Origin of the sequence: Microbacterium sp. LWS13-1.2 (genome assembly GCF_040144835.1) — a bacterium.
GTDB lineage: Bacteria > Actinomycetota > Actinomycetes > Actinomycetales > Microbacteriaceae > Microbacterium.
Genome location: NZ_CP151632.1, coordinates 3,381,855 through 3,400,878 on the forward strand (window position 1 = coordinate 3,381,855; position 19,024 = coordinate 3,400,878).

The 19,024-nt window shown below is 70.1% G+C and carries 16 protein-coding genes; 3 read left to right on the plus strand and 13 right to left on the minus strand.

What is annotated here, in order from left to right:
- The first annotated feature begins 68 nt into the window (after positions 1-68).
- Complete coding sequence (locus MRBLWS13_RS15690) at positions 69-2,561, plus strand: CHAT domain-containing protein (protein ID WP_349426263.1); 2,493 nt, start codon at positions 69-71, stop codon at positions 2,559-2,561.
- Positions 2,562-2,767: 206 nt separating this feature from the next.
- Here the strand turns inward: MRBLWS13_RS15690 and MRBLWS13_RS15695 are convergent, their stop codons facing one another.
- The gene (locus tag MRBLWS13_RS15695; RefSeq protein WP_349426264.1) at positions 2,768-3,523 is read right to left on the minus strand and encodes a LysR substrate-binding domain-containing protein; all 756 of its coding nucleotides are present in this window, start codon (positions 3,521-3,523) and stop codon (positions 2,768-2,770) included.
- 35 nt (positions 3,524-3,558) lie between these two features.
- On the opposite strand from MRBLWS13_RS15695, the gene MRBLWS13_RS15700 reads away from it, so the two are divergent.
- Positions 3,559-3,957, plus strand: a complete 399-nt coding sequence (locus tag MRBLWS13_RS15700; protein ID WP_331912689.1) for a DUF1304 domain-containing protein — start codon at positions 3,559-3,561, stop codon at positions 3,955-3,957.
- 150 nt (positions 3,958-4,107) lie between these two features.
- On the opposite strand, the gene MRBLWS13_RS15705 is transcribed toward MRBLWS13_RS15700, so the two are convergent.
- From MRBLWS13_RS15705 to MRBLWS13_RS15720, 4 genes are all read right to left on the minus strand, one after another.
- Positions 4,108-4,677, minus strand: coding sequence for a thermonuclease family protein (locus MRBLWS13_RS15705; RefSeq protein WP_349426265.1), 570 nt, complete (start codon positions 4,675-4,677; stop codon positions 4,108-4,110).
- A gap of 43 nt (positions 4,678-4,720) precedes the next feature.
- On the minus strand, positions 4,721-5,128 hold the full coding sequence (locus MRBLWS13_RS15710) for a transferase (RefSeq protein WP_308867754.1): 408 nt from the start codon (positions 5,126-5,128) through the stop codon (positions 4,721-4,723).
- Between the two features lie 143 nt (positions 5,129-5,271).
- Positions 5,272-6,681 carry an aspartate aminotransferase family protein gene (locus MRBLWS13_RS15715; RefSeq protein WP_349426266.1) on the minus strand — a complete coding sequence of 470 codons (1,410 nt, stop codon included), beginning with the start codon at positions 6,679-6,681 and terminating at the stop codon, positions 5,272-5,274.
- Between the two features lie 124 nt (positions 6,682-6,805).
- Positions 6,806-8,359, minus strand: coding sequence for a CoA-acylating methylmalonate-semialdehyde dehydrogenase (locus MRBLWS13_RS15720; RefSeq protein ID WP_349426267.1), 1,554 nt, complete (start codon positions 8,357-8,359; stop codon positions 6,806-6,808).
- Between the two features lie 167 nt (positions 8,360-8,526).
- On the opposite strand from MRBLWS13_RS15720, the gene MRBLWS13_RS15725 reads away from it, so the two are divergent.
- Positions 8,527-10,110: a PucR family transcriptional regulator gene (locus MRBLWS13_RS15725; protein WP_349426268.1), complete on the plus strand. Its 1,584-nt coding sequence runs from the start codon at positions 8,527-8,529 to the stop codon at positions 10,108-10,110.
- A 12-nt stretch (positions 10,111-10,122) separates the two neighbouring features.
- On the opposite strand, the gene MRBLWS13_RS15730 is transcribed toward MRBLWS13_RS15725, so the two are convergent.
- The 8 genes from MRBLWS13_RS15730 to MRBLWS13_RS15765 form a co-directional block, all read right to left on the minus strand.
- Entirely contained in the window at positions 10,123-10,452 is a 330-nt protein-coding gene (locus tag MRBLWS13_RS15730; protein ID WP_349426269.1) for a cupin domain-containing protein, read from the minus strand.
- The gene (locus MRBLWS13_RS15735) at positions 10,449-11,879 is read right to left on the minus strand and encodes an FAD-dependent oxidoreductase (RefSeq protein WP_349426270.1); all 1,431 of its coding nucleotides are present in this window, start codon (positions 11,877-11,879) and stop codon (positions 10,449-10,451) included. Before MRBLWS13_RS15735 ends, MRBLWS13_RS15730 begins: the two co-directional genes overlap by 4 nt.
- A gap of 115 nt (positions 11,880-11,994) precedes the next feature.
- On the minus strand, positions 11,995-12,552 hold the full coding sequence (locus tag MRBLWS13_RS15740; RefSeq protein WP_349426271.1) for a cysteine hydrolase family protein: 558 nt from the start codon (positions 12,550-12,552) through the stop codon (positions 11,995-11,997).
- Positions 12,553-12,825: 273 nt separating this feature from the next.
- Entirely contained in the window at positions 12,826-14,481 is a 1,656-nt protein-coding gene (locus MRBLWS13_RS15745; RefSeq protein ID WP_349426272.1) for an amidohydrolase family protein, read from the minus strand.
- Positions 14,482-14,507: 26 nt separating this feature from the next.
- Complete coding sequence (locus tag MRBLWS13_RS15750; protein WP_349426273.1) at positions 14,508-15,428, minus strand: ABC transporter permease; 921 nt, start codon at positions 15,426-15,428, stop codon at positions 14,508-14,510.
- Complete coding sequence (locus tag MRBLWS13_RS15755; RefSeq protein WP_349426274.1) at positions 15,425-16,366, minus strand: ABC transporter permease; 942 nt, start codon at positions 16,364-16,366, stop codon at positions 15,425-15,427. The genes MRBLWS13_RS15750 and MRBLWS13_RS15755 overlap by 4 nt, the downstream gene beginning before the upstream one ends.
- Positions 16,359-17,543 carry an extracellular solute-binding protein gene (locus MRBLWS13_RS15760; protein ID WP_349426275.1) on the minus strand — a complete coding sequence of 395 codons (1,185 nt, stop codon included), beginning with the start codon at positions 17,541-17,543 and terminating at the stop codon, positions 16,359-16,361. Before MRBLWS13_RS15760 ends, MRBLWS13_RS15755 begins: the two co-directional genes overlap by 8 nt.
- Positions 17,544-17,642: 99 nt before the next feature.
- Positions 17,643-18,851, minus strand: a complete 1,209-nt coding sequence (locus MRBLWS13_RS15765; protein WP_349429084.1) for an ABC transporter ATP-binding protein — start codon at positions 18,849-18,851, stop codon at positions 17,643-17,645.
- Between the last annotated feature and the right edge of the window lie 173 nt (positions 18,852-19,024).

A 19,024-nucleotide genomic window follows, 5' to 3' on the forward strand; every position in this document is an offset into this window, starting at 1 on the left:
GCGCGGCATCCTCACGCAGTTCGCGCGTGGGGATGCCGCAGCCGCGCCGAGTTCGCCATCATGAGGGAGTGAGCTCCGACCCCCGCGACCTGTATCAGCGCGGTGTGCACCTTGCGAACCGAGGGCGTTTCGCAGACGCCCGTCGTGTGCTGGCGCGCGCCGCCCGTGCCGCCTCGGCCGCGGGCGATGTGGATCTCGAGGCGCGCGTCACCGGAACGACCGCCTACCTGCTCGCACAGCAGTCCGATGCGGTCGAAGGGGAGCGACTGTGCCGTGAAGCGCTCGCACGGCCCGGACTGGCCCCGGAGACGCTGGCGATCCTCCACGGGCAGCTCGGCTCGATCCAGATGGAGCGGGGCCACCTGGATCCGGCCGCCGACTCGCTCACCCGCAGCATCGACGGATTGAGCGGTGATCCGGTGCGGGCGGCTAACATGCGCATGAACCGCAGCATGGTGAACATGCGGCGAGGACGACTCGACGACGCCTCAGCGGATCTGCTCGACGCCGAGGCGGCCTACCGGGGCGCCGCGCTCGACCTCGAGGCCGACCAGGCGGTGCATAACCGTGCCTACGTTCGCATGCTTGGCGGAGATCTCGTCGGCGCGCTGCGGCTGATGCAGGGAGTCCGCGCGCCTCTGGATGAGGAGTCGGATGTGTGGGCCGCGATCAATGAGCTCGACCGCGCCGAGGTGCTCCGAGACGCCGGGCTGGTCGGTGAGGCGGAGCGATCGCTCGAGTCGGTCGCGCGGACGTTCGCCCGGCACGGCGCGCGGCAGGACCGCGCCGAGGCGGAGTTCCATCTCGCGCGCTCACTGCTCAACCACTCGCCCGAACGTGCGGCACGGGTCGCGTCGATGGCGGCGAGGCGATTCCGATCGATCGGCAGCGACGGGTGGGGGATGCGAGCGGAGGCGATCAAGCTGCGCGCGCAGCTGGCCATCGGCCGTGTCGACCGGTCCGGTGCACCGGTGGCGACGCCCCGTGCCCTGCCCCGCACGACGACGGTGGCAGATGTCGCGGATGCACTCGACGCACACGGGCACCACAGCGATGCGGCACTGCTTCGGATGAGCGAGCTGCTCGCCCGCGTGCGACGGGGCGCCGACCCGCAGACCATCAGGGTGCCCCGGACGCCACGCTGGGCGCCGCTGGAGCTCGGACTGCTCGTGCATGAAGTCCGTGCGGAGCGCGCACGGGCTCGGGGCGACGAACGCGGAGTCCGACGTCACGCGGCGGGGGGCCTGGACCTACTGGTGACGACTCGGCGCGCCGTGGGCAGCCTCGACCTCTCCGGGTCGACGACGATGCAGGGGCTGGGGGTCATCACGGTGGGTCTCTCGTCCGCGATGCGGTCCGGCCGACCGAGCGTCGTCTTCGAGTGGTCGGAGCGCGCCCGTCACCTGAACCAGCAGATCGTGCCACTGCGACCACCGCCCGACCCCGAGCTTGCCGCCGATCTCGCCGAGCTGCGGGTCCTCCGCGTGGACGACGGAGGGACGGACTGGCTCTCAGGGCCCCGCGCCTCTCTCCTCCGTGACCGGGCGCGGGAACGTCAATGGTCCGCAACCGCCGGACGGACGCTGAACGACCGGATAGAACTCGAAGACCTGCGCGGAGAGCTCGACGCCGGTGAGATCTCGCTTTCGTACGTGTTCGACGGTGTGGGACTCGGACTCGTGGTCGCGTCGGCGGCGGGAGCGCGGTTCCTGTCGCTGGATTGGCACGGCGTCCGAGCTGCGCTCCGGGGCCTGCGTGCGGACCTCGACATGGCGGCATCCGTCCGAACGGGGCCGGTGGCGGCAGTGGTGCGGAGCTCGCTCGACGATCGGCTCCGGGTGCTCTCGCGGCTGCTCGTGGACGCGGCGATCGGTGACGGGGACGGACGGCGCATCCTGATCACCGCTCCCGGCGTGCTCGCGGGCATCCCGTGGTCGATGCTTCCCGGGCTGAACGCTCGCGCGGTGACCCTCGCCTCGTCAGCATCCAGTTGGGTGCGGGCACGCAGATCGGCGCCGGAAGGACTCGCGACTGCCGGGTTCGCCGCCGGCCCGCGAGTCGCACGCGGCGATGAGGAGATCACGATGGCAGCCGATGCCTGGGCGCACGCACAGCAGCTGCACGCTGATGCCGCGACCGCCGACGCCGTGACCGCGCTCGCGTCGACGGTCGACGTGCTGCACATCGCTGCCCACGGACGTCATGCGGCCGACAACCCTCTGTTCTCGGGGCTCGAACTCGCAGATGGCGCGCTGTTCGGCTACGACATCGACCTCATGACGCGTCCGCCCCAGGTCGTGGTGCTGTCCGCCTGCGAAGTGGGACGTTCGGCCGTGCGCTGGGGCGACGAATCGATCGGCATGACGCGGGTGTGGTTGCACGCCGGCACTCGATGCGTCGTCGCCGCCCCGGTCATCGTCGCCGACGACGTCGCGTGCGAACTCCTCGCGGCGATGCATCACGGGCTCGCCGCCGGGGTCGCGCCCTCCGAGGCGCTGGCTGCGGCATCCGAGCGAACCGGCATCGTCGCACCGTTCCAGGTGCACGGCGCCGGGTTCTGACTTTTCTCGCGCCGCGTGTATCAGGGCGGATGCCGGCGGCTCCTCGTCACTGGATGGGCTCCCGCTGCCTGACCTGGGGGCCGGGAAGCGGGACAGAAGGCCTCCTGGGGAAACGCTGCTCGGGAGCGGGTCTTCGGTGCCGATCTTCGAGGGGTGCCGCACCGGGGACTGGGGGCGGCGCCCCTCATCCGTGCACCGTGGCGGAATCAGCCGCGGGAGGAGTTCGCGGTGCGGCCGCGTACGATGCCGACGAACGCGTCGACGGCGGGCGTGGTGCGGTCCGTGGCCCACGCCAGCGCGACCGTGGATGCCGGTCCGTCCAGGAGAGGCCGGTACTCGACGTCCTTGCGCTGGTGAAGCCGCGCGAGCGACATCGGCACCACCACGATCCCGACCCCTGCGGCGACGGTCGCGATCGCCTCGGCCGTGTCGGCCGGGGGAGCGAAGCGCGGTGCCACGGTGCCGGGCGGACGGATGCCGAGCACGTCGTCCTCGGGAACGATCAGCACTTCGCCCACGAGGTCGGCGGCATCGAGCTCGTCGGCGGTCGTCAGGTGCGACTCCTTCGCACAGACGACGACCGGCACCTCGTCGTAGAGCGGGATGACGTGGAGCCCGTCCTTGTCGATCGGCAGTCGGACGAGGGCCGCGTCGACCTCGCCGGCGCGGAGGGCATCACGCTGGTCGGCGACCGCCAGCGGGACGAGTTCCAGGCTCGTGCGCGGCATCCGCTCCTTCCAGGTGTCGATCCACTTGCCCGGTGTGGCACCGGGGATCGCGCCGAGGAGGAACGTCGTCGGCATGGGCGGCTCGGCGGGAGGCGTCGGCGACGGGCCCGGCGACGGCTGCGGCCGGCGTGCCTTCGTCGGCTTGCCCTTGGCTGCGGATCCGGATGCGGCGCCCGGACGCCTGCCCGAGACGCCTCGTCCTCGCCCGCCTGCGCGCGGCCCGCCCTTCGCCATACCGTTCAGCGTAGCCGGGGCGCTATCGTTCGCTCATGGTGACGATCCTCGCGACGGTCTTCGCAGCGCTGGCGGCGCTGCTGCATGTGTACATCTTCGTGATGGAGAGCGTGCAGTGGACGCAGCCGAAGGTCTGGAAGCGCTTCGGCGTCGCCGACCAGGCCGCGGCCGACACGACCAAGCCGATGGCGTACAACCAGGGGTTCTACAACCTGTTCCTCGCCATCGGCGTCGTGATCGGTCTGGTGCTGATCTTCGCGGGATCGGATGCCGCCCCCGTGCGCGCGGCCGGGCTCGCGCTCGTGCTGTTCAGCCTCGGGTCGATGGTGGCTGCCGCTCTCGTGCTGCTGACCACAGGAATGAAGTATCTGCGGCCGGCGCTCATCCAGGGGACGCTGCCGCTCATCGGCTTCGTGCTGTTCCTCTTCGCCTGACGAGCCTGCTGAGCTCGGGCGAAGGCATCCCCGAAACATCGATGAACTTCCGGTTCACACAGCCTCGTGGTGTGTGAACCGGAAGTTCATCGACGAAACGGGGATGTGCCACGTCGCCGATTCGCCGCGGCCGATGCGCGGAGGCGGGGTTCAATCGCACGCGCCCCACTGACCGGACCCCGACGCGACAGCCGTCTTCTCGAGCGATCGCAGCAGCGCCTCCTGGCTGCGGTTGGGCGAGTAGACCTCGACGCGCGCGTCGCCCTGAGCCACGAGTTCGCCGTTGACGAAGCGGCCGTCGGGCGTCCAGATGTACAGCAGAGTCCTGCCGTACTGGTCGTGCACCTCCGCGTCGGGCGCCACCCAGATCGTCGACCCCGCCGGTACGAGTGCCGAGAGGTTCGCGGTCGCCTCCGCGCCCCAGCAGTCGAGGACAGGAGAGGTCTCGGGGGTGTCGATGCCGAGCAGGCGGACGCGCGTCGACTCGAGATCGCCGACGACGGCGTTGGACACCGCGACATGGGCGCGCAGGGTGTCGCCGTCGTGCACGCTCTCGACGGTCATCTCGAACGCGTCAGCGGGAATCGCGGGCATCGTCGCAGCACCGCCGGGGGGTGCGACGGCGACTGGGGCTGCATCATGGTCGCGCCCCGCGAACCACCACACGGCCGCGCCCGCGAGGACGAGCACGAGGATGCCGATGAGGACGCGTCTGAACACGTCGCGAGCCTATGCCGTGCTCGCGACGCTCCGCGGTCGGAGGTCAGGCGGCCAGTCGGAGTCCCCGCTTGTCGGTGGCGACGCGCTCGCCGTCGGCGATCGTCTGGTCGTCGCCGATGAGCGAGCCCCCGGCGACACGAGCGTCGTGGCCGACCTGCGTGCGCACGCCGATCTTCGCGCGCGGGCCGATGGCGGCCCGCGGACCGATGTGGGCGTGAGGGGCGATCTCGACGTCAGGGCCGATCACGGCATCCGTCTCGACCCACACGCCACGGCCGACGTGCGCGCCCGCGGCGATCTGAACCCCCGGTTCGACATACGCCCCCGCTTCGACGACGGCGCTCGGGTGCACCTTCGCTCCATGCGCGATGAGGCCACGACCGTTGACGTGCTTGCGGTAGCGCAGCGTCTCGCCCCGGTCGTTCTCGATGTCGATGTAGTTCTTGCCCACAATCCCCTCCTGAGCAGCACATAGTGCTGAGTACAGAAATAACCGAGGAGAGCGGTGATTCATTCCCGCGCATCGGAACGATCCGGTCACGGCGGAAAGAGGCCCCGCATCCCGAGGAATGCGGGGCCGGAAGCCGGTTCGGATCAGCGTTCCACGAACTCGTCAGCGGCCGATAGAGCGCGGTCGATCACGTCCAGACCGCGCACCAGTTCGTCCTCGCTGATCACGAGCGGCGGCGCGATGTGCACGCGGTTGAAGTGCGTGAAGGGCCACACGCCCTCGCGCTTGCACGCGGCGGCGACGGCGACGACGGGCGCGGCATCCGCTCCGCTCGCGTTGAACGGCACGAGCTGCTCGCGCGTGTCGCGGTCCTTGACCAGCTCGATCGCCCAGAAGAGGCCCATCCCCCGCACATCGCCGACGGACGGATGCTGCGACGCGATGTCGCGCAGTCGCGGCTCGACGACGCGCGAACCGAGATCGCGGACGCGCTCGAGGATGCCGTCGCGCTCGAAGACCTCGAACGTCGCCACGCCCGCTGCGCACGCGAGCGGATGCCCGGAGTACGTGAGGCCGCCCGGGAACGACACGGTGTCGAAGTGCGCCGCGATGCGGTCCGAGATCACGACCCCGCCCAGCGGCACATAGCCCGAGTTCACGCCCTTTGCGAAGGTGATGAGGTCGGGCTGCACGTCGAACGCCTGGAACGCGAACCACTCGCCCACGCGGCCGAAGCCCACCATCACCTCGTCGGCGATGTAGACGATGCCGAAGCGGTCGCACAGCTCGCGGACGCCCGCGAGGTACCCGGGCGGCGGAACGAGCACTCCGTTGGTGCCGACGATGGTCTCGATGAGGATGGCGGCGATCGTCGACGCACCCTCGAGCACGATGGTCTGCTCGAGGTGCTCGAGCGCGCGCTGCGTCTCTTCCTCGGCGCTCGACGAGTGGAACGCCGAGCGATAGGGGTAGGGCCCGAAGAACTTCGCCGTCGAGCCGTCGCCGGGTTCGTTCGGCCAGCGGCGCGGGTCGCCGGTCAGTGAGATGGCGGTCGTGGTGTTGCCGTGATAGCTGCGGTACATCGACAGCACCTTGCGGCGACCGGTGACGAGACGAGCCATGCGCACGGCGTTCTCGTTCGCGTCGGCGCCGCCGTTGGTGAAGAACACCTTGTCGAAGCCGTCGCCGGCCACCTCCGCGATGCGGCGGGCGAGCTCGCCGCGGACGTCGTTGGCCATCGACGGCTGGATCGTCGCGAGGCGGCCCGCCTGCCGCTGGATGGCCGCGACCAGATCGGGATGCTGGTGGCCCAGGTTGAGGTTGACCAGCTGCGAGTTGAAGTCCAGATAGGCGTTGCCGCTGTAGTCCCAGAACGTCGAGCCCTCGCCCGCTGCGATCGGCAGCGGGTCGATGAGCGCCTGCGCGCTCCAGGAGTGGAACACGTGTCCGCGGTCGTCGGCGCGCACGCGTGCGTCGGCCTGGCGGTCGGGCAGCGTGCGGCGGACACCCGCCGGATCGGTGTAGACGGCGGCGTCGGCGAGCGTGTCGGTCATGAGGAGTCCTCTCCTGTTGCGGTCGTTGAGCGAGCGAGGAACGAGCGAGACGAAACGCGTGCTGATCGCGAGCAATGTCAGGCGCGTTTCGTCTCGCTTCGCTCGCTCAACGACCGAATGCGCGTCAGTTGCTCTGGGGGAAGCCGAGGTTGATGCCGCCGTGGTGGGCGGGGTCGAGCCAGCGGCTGGTGATGGCTTTCTCGCGGGTGTAGAAGTCGAAGCCGTGGACGCCGTAGGCTTTGGCGTCGCCGAACAGCGACTGCTTCCAGCCGCCGAAGGAGTGGTACGCGACGGGGACGGGGATGGGCACGTTGATGCCGATCATGCCGACCTGCACCTCGTTCTGGAAGCGGCGGGCGGCGCCGCCGTCGTTGGTGAAGATGGCGGTGCCGTTGCCGAACTGGCCGGAGTTGATCAGCTCGAGACCCTCGTCGTACGACTGCACGCGCACGACGGAGAGGACCGGTCCGAAGATCTCCTCCTGGTACGCGCGGCTGGTGGTGGGGATGTCGTCGATCAGGGTGGGGCCGAAGAAGAACCCATCCTCATGCCCCTCGACAGTGAAGCCCCGGCCATCGACGACGATCTTCGCGCCGTCCGCCTCGGCGATGTCGACGTAGCTCGAGACCTTGTCGCGGTGCACGTCGGTGATCAGCGGCCCCATGTCGGGCTCCACGCCGTCCACCCCGGCACCGTTGCCGATCTTCAGCTTCGCGATGCGTTCGGTGATCTTGCTGATGAGGTCATCGGCGACCGGTTCCACGGCGAGCACGACGCTGATGGCCATGCAGCGTTCCCCGGCGGCACCGTAGCCGGCGTTGACGGCCTGGTCGGCGACCAGGTCCAGGTCCGCGTCGGGCAGCACCAGCATGTGGTTCTTCGCACCACCCAGCGCCTGCACTCGCTTGCCATGCCTCGAGGCGGTCTCGTAGATGTACTGCGCGATCGGCGTGGACCCGACGAAACTGATGGACTGCACGTCGGGGCTTTCCAGCAGCCCGTCGACCGCGGCCTTGTCGCCCTGCAGCACCGTGAACACCCCGTCCGGCAGTCCCGCCTCCTGCCACAGCGCCGCCAGCCACAGCGCCGCGGACGGGTCCTTCTCCGACGGCTTCAGCACCACCGCGTTGCCCGCGGCGATCGCGATCGGGAAGAACCACATCGGCACCATCGCCGGGAAATTGAACGGGCTGATCACCCCCACCACCCCGAGCGGCTGCTTCAGCGAGTACACATCGATCCCGGTCGACGCGTTCTCACTGAACGCGCCCTTGAGGAAGTGCGGGAAACCGCACGCCAACTCCACGACCTCCTGACCGCGCAGGATCTCCCCCATCGCATCCGAGACCACCTTGCCGTGCTCCGCGGTGATGATCTCCGCCAACTCTCGCTTCCGCACATTCAACAACTCCCGGAAGCTGAACAACACGCCCTGCCGCCGCGCGATCGACCACCCCGACCACACCTCGAACCCACGCACCGCCGACGCGATCGCCGCGTCGATCTCCGCCTCATCCGCCAACGCCACCCGCGCCGACACCACACCCGTCGCCGGATTGAACACCGGCGCCGTCCGCCCCGACGACGACGGCACCTCCACACCATCGATCCAATGCGAGATCACCCGCACATCGGCGTCGGTGGTCGCAGGTGCGACAGCGCTCTCGGCAATGCTCATGGGTGATCCCTTTCGGCGTCGGACAGATCGTGTGGCGATCCCTTAGGCTTGACGCGTCCCAGCCTGTCAGAGAAGAAGAGGCGTTCACGGTGCCCGACCGTCGCGAAGATCGGACGATCCACACGGATCGTCCGGCAAATCGATCCGCAGATGAGACCCTCCCGACCGTGCGCGAGGTGATCGCGCTGGACGCGGTCGCCCACGGTGTTCCCGAGGTGCTCGTCGCAGGCGACGCCCTCGACGCGCGGGTGCGCTGGCTGCATGTCTCGGACAGTGCGGGTGTCGCCCGCCTGCTCGATGGCGGCGAGCTGCTGCTGTCGACCGGCTCCTCGTGGCCCGCAGAGCCCGCGGACCTGCGGAGGTTCATCGACGAGCTCGCCGACGCCGGGCTCTCGGGCCTCGCGCTCGAGCTCGGCACCCACTACCGCTACGTGCCCGCCGTGGTCGTCGAGGCGGCGGCGGCGCGCGACCTCGCGCTGATCGTGCTGCACCGCGAGGTGAAGTTCGTCACGGTCACCGAAGCCGTGCACAGCCGCATCATCACGGGGCAGACCGACGCGCTGCGCGCCCGCGACGAGGTGCGCGAGCGCTTCACGGCGCTCGTGCTGCGCGGCTCGCCCGCAGACTTCATCGTTCATCAGCTGGCGCAGACGCTGGGTGCGCCCATCGTGCTCGAGAACCTCGGCTACGAGGTCGTGGCGGCCGAGGTGCCCCTGGCGATGGAGGAGGAGCTCTTCGCCGAGTGGGAGCTGCGCTCCCGTTCCGCCCACCGGCGCTCCGAGCAGCGTCGTCAGCGCGGCGCTGCCGCGGGCGCGGACGACTGGCTCATCATTCCCGTCGAGGCGCGCGGCATCCGCTGGGGCAACCTCATCGCCCTTCCGGGTCCGGAGCATGCGGCTGGGCGGATGGCGGTGCTCGAGCAGGGAGCCATCGCCCTCGCGGTCGGCCGTCTCGCCGACGGCGACGCCGACGAATGGGTCCGCATCGGGCGCCGGCGCCTGGTCGACGGACTGCTCGCCGGCCGCTTCGCGGGCGTCGGCGGCGCGGCCGCGCGCCTCGAAGCGGCCGGGCTGCCCTTGCGCGGCGCGAAGCTGTACGGCCTGGTCGTGTCGGGCGCACCCGTCGCGGTGGAGCGAGCGGATGCCGCGGCCCGCGCGCTGCGGGGCCGCGCACTCGCAGGGTCGGCGCCGGCCGGAGTCGCGGCGCCCGCGGCGACGATGCTGGTATCGCTGCCGCGGGACGCCGTGTTCGACGACGCCGCCGTGGTGGCGTTCGTGCGGGCCCTCGTCGACGCCGCCGATGTCGAACGGGTCACCGTCTCGGTCGGTCGCGGCGCCGAGGGCATCGACGCTGCCCTCGCCTCGGTGCACGAAGCCGTGGATCTGGCCGGCGGCCGGCGTCGCCGGGCCGGACGCGGCCCACATCTGCGGCGCGGCGAGAACCGCCCGCTGGTCCAGCTCGTCGCGGCCCTGCGCGATGACCACAGGGTGCTCGATCACGGCGAGCGCATGCTCGCGCCGCTCATCGCGCACGACCTGTCGCGTTCGGGTGACCTGCTCGACGTCCTCGAGGCGATGCTCGCGCACCCGGGCAACCGCACCGCGGCGGCGGGGGCATCCCATCTCTCGCGGTCGGTGTTCTATCAGCGCATCGCGCTCATCGAGGAGCTGCTGGGCGCCGACCTCGACGACGGCGAGACCCAGACCGCGCTTCACCTCGCACTCCTGGTGCGGCGCTCCGCCGGCCGCTGACGCGGGCCCGGATCAGCCCGCGATGTAGACCTTGCGGAGCGTCTCGCGGACGGTCCAGACCGTGCGCATGCCGGCGGTGAGGCGCACCACCGCACCCGCGCGCAGCTCGATCGGCTCGAGTGCCGGGTCGTCGAACGACACCGTCGCCGAGCCGGACAGCACGACGAACACCTCGTCGGTCTCGACGTCGGTCGAGACCCCCGGCGTGTGCTCCCACACGCCGATCGCGTCCGTCAGCTCGATGTAGCCGGTGCGCGGGGAGCCCTCGACGACCTGCTCGGCCGGCAGGGAGTCGAGCGCGAGCGCGAGGGCCGCGGCATCCGTCACGATCCCCGGGTTCATGAGTCGAAGCCCAGTCCGAGCGCGTCGAGCGTCTTCAGCAGCAGGTTGCGCTTGCCCTTGTTGTGGTCGGCGCGATCCAGCGACCACCTCGTCGCGTTGATGCCGATCGAGGCCGCGGGCTCGGGCGGGAACGGCAGGGGGCGCTTGCGCACCATCTCGAGCTCGGTGCGTTCGTTCGAGACGCCGTCGAGCAGATCGAGCATGACGTCGCCGGCGAAGCGGGTCGAGCCGACGCCGAGCCCGGTGAAGCCGGCGGCGTAGGCGATGCGACGTTCGCGCGCCGTGCCGAAGAAGGCCGTGAACTGCGTCGATGTGTCGATCGCGCCCGCCCACTGGTGCGTGAAGCGCAGGCCCTCGAGCTGTGGGAAGGTCGTGAAGAAGTGACTCGCCAGCTTCTCCCACGTCTCGGGCCGGTGCTCGTAGGCGGGATCGACGCGGCGCCCGTAGCGGTAGACGGCGTCGTAGCCGCCGAACAGGATGCGGCTGTCCTTGCTGATCCGGTAGTAGTGGAACTGGTTCGCCATGTCGCCGATGCCCTGGCGGTCCTGCCAGCCGACCGACGCGAGCTGCGCGTCGGTGAGCGGCTCGGTCATGAGCACGTAGTCGTACACCGGCACCGTCATGAGCCGGTTGCGCTTGATGAGCGACGGGAACACGTTGGTGCCGAGCACGGCACGCGCTGCCTCCACGCGCCCGTCGTTGGTGATCACGACCACCCCCGGGCCGGTCGTGTCGAGCCCGGTCACGTGGGACCGCTCGAAGATCTCGACGCCGCGCTCCTCGCACACGCGGGCGAGTTCGGCGGCCATGCGCGCCGGGTGCACCATGCCGCACGCGTGCTTCTCCCAGACGGCGGCGAGATACGTGGGGGAGTGGACGGATGCCTGCACCTCGGCACGGTCGAGATAGACGACGCCCTCCTCGCCCTCGGCGGCCCACTCCTTCAGCCACTCCACCTGATGGGGTTCGACCGCGGGCGCCAGCTGACCGGTGCGCTCGAACTGGAAGTCCAGGCCGTAGCGCGCCTCGGACGCCTCGATCGCATCGAGGTTCTCGCGACCGAGCCGCTCGAGCACCGGCATCTCGTCGGGCCAGCGCGCCATGCCGTTCTCGTGGCCGTGCGTGAGGCTCGCTTCGCAGAAGCCGCCGTTGCGCCCCGACGCCGCCCAGCCCACGCGCTGCGCTTCGACGACGACGACCTTGGCGCCCGGGTCGCGCTCGGTGGCGAGCAGGGCGGTCCACAGGCCGGTGTAGCCGCCGCCGACGACGACCAGGTCGGCGCGATGCGTGCCGACGAGAGAGGACCGGTCGGGCCTCAGATTCTCGGGGAGGTCGTCGCGCCAGAAGACGGAGTGTCTGGTGCCGGCAAGGGAATGCTGGACGACGGATGCTGGCGGCCGCTGTCGTTCGAAGACGGTCGTGCCCACGGTTATCAACTCCGATGCGGGTGTCTGGTGCTCCCATCCTCGCCCGTCGACGGCGACGGTGCGGGCATCGCGTGTCGGAAGTTGTCCGTCGGCCGGACAGGTTGTCGCGCCGGCATCAGCGCGCGGCGAGCTCCCCGGTGAGCGCATCCACGTCGGCGACGCGGGCGTAGGTGCCGTCGAGCGCCGCCATGAACGCCAGGTGCACCTGGGCGCCCGGCACGGTCCGGCCGTCGTAGGCGAGGTCGGGTGCCGCGCACGCGTCCTGTGCGACGGCGAGGCGGAAGCCGAGATCGGATGCCGCGCGCACGGTCGCGTCGACGCACATGCTCGACATCATCCCGGCGACGACGATCTCGTCGGGTGCCGCGGCGCGCAGCAGAGCCTCGAGCCCCGTGCCGAGGAACGCGTTCGGCTCGTGCTTGACGACGACGTGCTCCGAACCGTCGGGCGCGACGCGCGGGTCGAACTCGACGCCCGGCGTCCCGGCGCCGAAGAACGCGGCATCCGGACCGTCCCACACGTGCTGGACGTGGACGACCCGCTCACCCGTCGCGCGGAACGCGGCGAGGAGTCGCGCGGCGGCATCGGCGGCGGCATCCGGGTCGACGAGCGGATGCCGCCCTCCCGGGAAGTAGTCGCGCTGGATGTCGATGAGGAGCAGGAGTCGGGTCACCGCAACAGCATAGAGGCGGCCGTGTCAGGCATCCGGCGCGGCGTAGACACCGGTCGTTGAGCGAGCGAGGAACGAGCGAGACGAAACGCGGGCACCCAGCGCAATCGAGAGGCTCGGGGCGTTTCGTCTCGGTCGCTGGCGCTCCCTCGCTCAACGACCGAAGCTTGGTCCCGGTCGCTGGCGCTCCCTCGCTCAACGACCGAAGCTAGGTCCCGGTCGTTGAGCGAGCGAGGAACGAGCGAGACGAAACGCCTGAGCGTGGTGCAGAACGTGTCAGGCATCCGGCGCGGCGTAGACCCGCGTGCCTTCGACGAACGTCTGGAGCGTGCGGGTGGCGCCGATCCGCTCCGCGGGGCCGGCGAACGGGTCGCGGTCGAGCACGGCCAGGTCGGCGAGCTTGCCCACCTCGATCGTGCCGGTGACCTCGTCGAGGTGGTTCACCCACGCCGATCCGGCCGTGTACGCGGTGAGCGATGTCGCGAGGTCGATCGCCTGCTCCGGCAGGAAGGCGTCGTAATCGCCCTCCTCGTGGCCGGGGGCTGCGGTGCGGTTCACGGCGGTGTGGATGGCTGCCATCGGATCGGGTGTCGACACCGACCAGTCGCTGCCTGCGGCGAGCACCGCGCCGGCTCGCAGCAGGTCGCCGAACGGGTACTGCCAGGCGCTGCGCGGCTCACCGAGGAACGGCAGCGTCAGCTCGACCATCTGCGGTTCGTACGTCGCCCACAGCGACTGCATGTTGGCGGCGACGCCGAGCTGGCGGAAGCGCGACACGTCTTCGGGGTGCACGACCTGGATGTGGGCGATATGGTGCCGGTTGTCGCTGGGGCCGTTGCGGGCGATGGCATGCTCGACCGCGTCGAGGCACTCGCGCACCGCGCGGTCGCCGATCGCGTGGAAGTGCACTTGGATGCCCTCGGCGTCCAGGAGCGGCACAGCCTCGTTGAGAACCTCCGGCGCGACGAACGAGATGCCGGCGTTGTCGGTGAAGTGACCGTGGCCGTCGCAGTACGGCTCGAGCATCGACGCGGTGAAGTTCTCGGCGACGCCGTCCTGCATCACCTTGACCGAGGTCGCGGCGAAGCGTCCGCCGCGGTACCGCTCGCGGCGCTCGAGGATCGAGGGGATCTGCTCGAGGCCCTTCGTGCGGTCCCACCAGATCGCCCCGACCACCCGCGCCGTGAGGGTGCCTGCGGCCGCGGCCGCGAGGTATGCGGGACCGGGATCGCCGGCATCCCCGTACGAGCCGACGATCGCGTCCTGCCAGCCGGTGATGCCGAACGAGTGCAGGTAGTCCTGGCCCAGCAGGAGTGCCTCGGTGAGGCGCTCGAGCGGCTCCTCGGGCAGCAGGCGGTTGACCAGCGCCATCGCGCCCTCGTGCAGCGTTCCCGAGGGGGCGCCGTCGGCGTCGCGCTCGATACGTCCATCAGCAGGATCGGACGCATCGCGGTCGATGCCGGCGAGTCGGAGGGCCGCCGAGTTCACCCACGCGCCGTGGCCGTCGCGGTTCGGGAAGAACGCCGGGCGGTCGCCCGTGACGGCATCCAAGGCGGATGCCGTCGGCGTGCCGCCCGGGAACGCCGACATCTGCCACCCGCCGCCGAGGATCCACTCGTCGTCAGGATGCGCGCGGACATGGCGGCCGATCGCCTCGAGGTACTCCGACGCCGTGCCGAGCTCCGACAGGTCGCAGCGGAGCATGTCGAGCCCGCCCCAGACCGGATGCACGTGGGCGTCCTGGAAGCCGGGGATCAGCATCCGCCCACTGAGGTCCACGACCTCCGTGGACGGGCCGACGAGGTCACTGACATCATCGCCGCCGACGGCCACGATGCGCCCGCCGGTGACCGCGACGGACGTCGCACGCGACCGCACGGTGTTCGCCGTGAACACGGGGCCGCCGGTGAAGACGAGGTCGGCGTAGGGCATGGGTCTCCGATCGCTGAGAGGTCCGGTCAGCCGCCGGTCATCGTGCGGGCGATCTGCGTCGCGGAGTCGCCGGCGCGCTTGAGCACGAGCGCGACGAGCGCGAGCGCGATGAGCGTCAGCACCAGCATGATGGTGGACACGGCCGCGATCTCCGGTCGCAGGCCCGAACGCAGCGCGCTCAGCACGTACACCGGCCACGGGGTCGTGCCCGAGACCTGCACGAAGGCCGCGACGATCGTGTTGTCGAGGCTGAGCGTGAACGCCAGCAGGAAGCCGGCGAGCACCGCCGGCATGGCCAGCGCGAGGGTGATGCGACGGAACGTCGTCAACGGCTTCGCGTACAGGTCGGCCGAGGCCTCTTCGAGGTTCATGTCCTGACCCACGAGCCGGGCGCGCACGATGTACGACACGACGGCGGTCGCGAACAGCGAAGAGCCGACCGAGAGGCGCACGATGCCGTCGTTGAACATCGAGATGCCCAGATCCTGGCCGAGGAAGACCATCCAGGGCAGCAGCGCCACCGCGTCGACGATCTCGGGCGTGACCGACACCAGGAGCAGCAGCCCGAGGAACCACCACACCCACTTGCCGGGATGCCGCGCCATCGCGATGCCGGCGAGCGTGCCGAGCGCGGTCGCGATGATCGCTGCGATGAGCGCCGTGATCAGCGACACGCGGACGGCGTTCTGGATGGCCGGCTTCACCAGGATCGTGCTGAAGGCGTCGAACCCGAAGCCGTCCCACGACACCAGGAGGCGGCCGCTGTTGAACGAGTAGATGACGATCACGATGATCGGCAGGAACAGGAAGAGCATCACCAGCACGCCCCAGACGCCGAAGGCGACGTCCGACCACGATTTGCGCGCGCGCCGGCGGGGAGCTGCGGTCGGCCGCGCTTCGCGGGTCTGGGCCTGCAGGATCGTCTCGGTCTCGGTCTGCGTGGTCACGTCGTCGCCTCCAGCGCGCCTGCGGGCGCGGCATCCGTCTTCACCGTGTCGGCCACCGGTCCCAGCACCAGCCGGCTGCGCGAGCGGAACGGCAGCGCGATCAGCCAGATGATCACCGCGGCCACGCCGATCGTCAGCATGATCACGAGCATGAGCAGCACCGCCATCGCCGAGCCGAGCGCCCAGTTCTGGGCGGTCTGGAACTGGCTCGCGACGAGCTGGCCGACCATGTTGCCCTTGGCGCCGCCGAGCACGGTCGCGGTGATGTAATCGCCCATCAGGGGGATGAAGACCAGCAGCACGCCGGCGATGATGCCCGGCTGCGACAGCGGAAGGGTCACGCGCAGGAAGGTGGTGAGCTTGCCCGCGCCGAGGTCCTTCGACGCCTCTCGCAGCGCCGGGCCGACGCGGTCGAACGCGACGAACAGGGGCAGGATCATCAGCGGAAGGTAGTTGTACACGACGCCGATGATCACCGCGGTTCGGGTGTACATCAGATCGAGCGGACCGTCGAGCACGCCGATGCCCTGCAGCAGCGACGACAGCCAGCCCTCGGGCGCGAGGATCACCTGCCAGCCGATCGTGCGCACCAGGAAGTTGGTCCAGAACGGCACCAGCACCAGGGCGATGAGGATGCCGCGGCGTTCGGGCTTGACCTTGAACGCCATCCAGTAGGCGACCGGCGCCCCGATCAGGAAGCAGAGCACGGTGCCGATCACGCCGACCCAGAGGGTGTTCTGGAACGTAGCGAAGAACGTCGGCGAGAAGGCCTCGACGTAGCGGTCGAACGACAGGATGTCGTTCGCGTGGCTGCCGAAGACGCCGGGCTTGTAGCCGAAGCTGAACCACACGACCATCGCGACGGGCGCGACGAAGAACAGGAGGAGCCACGCCCACGCCGGAACGGCGAGCGCGGCTCCTGCCGAACGACTACGCACCGGCGGCAGCCTTCACCTCGTTGTAGATCTCGACGCGGGTCGTCTGCGAGTCGTTGAGCTCCTGCTCGTGCATGGTCTCGAGCTGCTCGGGGTTGAAGAAGATCATGTCGGTGTATGCGAGGCCGCTCTCCTCGGCCGCGGCCTGCATGTCCTTGCCACCGACGTTGTAGCCGATGTAGTCGAGGTTCAGGGCGAGGTTCTCGGGCGTCATCGAGTAGTTGATGAACGCGTGAGCCGCCTCGGGGTGCGGCGCGCCGTGGGCGATCGCCCAGTTGTCCATCCACAGCTCGGTCACGGGGCCTGGGAGCACCCACTGCCAGCGCTCCGGCTCGCTCGATTCCATCAGGCCGAGGCGTGCGTCGCCGTTCCACGCCTGCATCAGCACCTGCGTGCCCTGCGGGATCGCGTTCGTGCCCGGGTAGGAGTCGAACGCCGAGATGTGCGGCGCGATCTGCTCCACGAGGAAGGCGCGGCACGCTTCGAGCTCGTCGGGGTCCTCGGTGTTCCAGTCCAGGTCGTTGGCCCAGAAGTACGAGCCGATGATGCCCGCGGGGTCGTCCGACATCGCCGTCTTGCCGCTCGCCTCGTTCTGCGCGGCGTCGAAGAAGTCGCTCCACGTCGTGAGCTCGCGGGTGATGACCGTCTTGTCGTAGACGTACCCGGTCGTTCCCCACGCCTTGCAGACCGAGTAGTCGTTGCCCGGGTCCCACGCGCGGCCGAGGAAGGCCGGGTCCATGTTCGACATGTTCGGCAGAAGCTCCTTGTTGAACTTCGTCAGCAGGCCGTTCTCGATCATCTGCGGGATGAAGACGCCGGTCGGCACGACGATGTCGTAGCCCGAGGTGCCTTTCGCCGCGACCAGCTTCGCGATGAGCTCCTCGTTCGAGGAGTACGAGTCGAGAGTGACCTTGGGCCCGAGCTCGTCGGTGAATCCCTCAACGACATCCGGCGAGTCGTACTCGCCCCACGTGTACACCGAGAGGCTCCCCTCCAGGTCTCCGCCGGTGGCCTGCGGCGCGGGTGACCCGCTGCCGCCAGGCGTGCAGGCGGCGAGCACGGCGGTGCCTCCGGCCAGTGCCGCGAAGCTCAGGAAGCGGCGCCGCGAGAGCTCGCGCACGATCGCGGGCGCGGCGGCCTCGGGGGCGAGGATGCGGAGCGGGATACGAGACTGGGTCAACGGGTACTCCTGGTCGGGTCGGGAGCCGGAGAGGCGGATGCCGCGGCTGAGGGCGTGCGTCGGGTCGGGCGTGCTGTTCGGGTCAGGCGGTCGGTCTGGTCAGGCGGTCGGGGGCGCGATGTAGCCGCCCTGCTCCGCGGCCGCGTCGTCGGCGGCGGGGAAGAGCAGGACGTGGTGCGCTCCCCACGTGCACACCACGTGGTCGCCGACGGCGAGCGCCGGGGCGTCCGGCGTGGGCCGCCGCACGATCAGGCTCTGGTCGGGACCGAGCCGCACCAGGTACTGCATCGTGTCGCCGAGATGAGCGACGCCGATCAGCTCGCCGCGGGTCGTGTTCGCCTCGGAACGGCTCGCGCCGGTCGCGGTTCCCGAGCCCGCCGAGGGGTCTATCTCGATCCGGATGAACTCGGGCCGCACCGCCGCCTCGCCGAGGTTCGTGCTGGTGAGCACGGGCGATGCGGCGCGCACCAGCGCGTGCGGCGAGGTGATCGCCGCACCCGCCTCGGCCGCCGGGCCGCGGAAGAAGTTCTGCTGGCCGACGAACGCCGCCACGTACGCCGATGCGGGACGCGCGTACACGGTGTCGGCGTCGGCGAGCTGCTCGATGCGGCCGGCGCGCATGATCGCGATCCGGTCGCTCATCGAGAGGGCCTCGCCCTGGTCGTGGGTGACGAAGACGAACGTGATGCCCAGTCGCGACTGCAGGAGCTTCAGCTCGAGCTGCATCTCCTCGCGCAGCTGCCGGTCGAGCGCGCCGAGCGGCTCGTCGAGGAGCAGCACGGCGGGGCGGTTGACCAGCGCCCGTGCCAGCGCGATGCGCTGCTGCTGGCCGCCCGACAGCTGCGTGGGCTTGCGGTCGCCGAAACGCCGCATCTGCACCATGTCGAGCGCCTGGGTGACTCGCTCACGCACCTCGGACTTCGGAGTCCGGCGTTGCTGAAGGCCGTACGCGACGTTCTCCGCGACCGACAGGTGCGGGAACAGGGCGTACGCCTGGAAGACCGTGTTGACGTCGCGCTTGTACGGCGGCGCCGCGAGCACCGAGCGCCCCGAGATGCGGATGTCGCCGGCATCCGGCCGCTCGAACCCCGCGATCATCCGCAGCGTCGTCGTCTTGCCGCAGCCGGAGGGGCCCAGGAGCGAGATGAACTCACCCGGCTGGATCGTCAGGGACAGGTCGTCGACGGCGAGCTGCTCGCCGTAGTACTTCGTGATCCCGGAAAGGACGACTGCCCCGCGCGCGGCCTCGCTCTCGCTGGGAACCTGCTCTGCGGGGTCTGCCGCTGCGGTCGCCGTGCCTGTGGACATCGTCACCTCGTGAGGGTCCTTCTGGTCGCGGGCCGCGCAACGCTGCACGGCCGATCGGGTGTGTCGAGTATTCAATAGGGGGACGTGGTCACCCGCAATGCGGCCGCCGCCTAACCAGACGATCCGGGGTGCCTGCGGCCTCCGGCACGACACTTCGTCCGGACTTGTGTAAC

Excerpts from the sequence above, each read along its gene's own strand:
- MRBLWS13_RS15695 (WP_349426264.1), bottom strand. The coding sequence starts at position 3,523 with ATGGCGAAGGGCGGGCCGCGCGCAGGCGGGCGAGGACGAGGCGTCTCG.
- MRBLWS13_RS15700 (WP_331912689.1), top strand. The coding sequence starts at position 3,559 with ATGGTGACGATCCTCGCGACGGTCTTCGCAGCGCTGGCGGCGCTGCTG.
- MRBLWS13_RS15715 (WP_349426266.1), bottom strand. The coding sequence starts at position 6,681 with ATGACCGACACGCTCGCCGACGCCGCCGTCTACACCGATCCGGCGGGT.
- MRBLWS13_RS15720 (WP_349426267.1), bottom strand. The coding sequence starts at position 8,359 with ATGAGCATTGCCGAGAGCGCTGTCGCACCTGCGACCACCGACGCCGAT.
- MRBLWS13_RS15730 (WP_349426269.1), bottom strand. The coding sequence starts at position 10,452 with ATGAACCCGGGGATCGTGACGGATGCCGCGGCCCTCGCGCTCGCGCTC.
- MRBLWS13_RS15745 (WP_349426272.1), bottom strand. The coding sequence starts at position 14,481 with ATGCCCTACGCCGACCTCGTCTTCACCGGCGGCCCCGTGTTCACGGCG.
- MRBLWS13_RS15765 (WP_349429084.1), bottom strand. The coding sequence starts at position 18,851 with ATGTCCACAGGCACGGCGACCGCAGCGGCAGACCCCGCAGAGCAGGTT.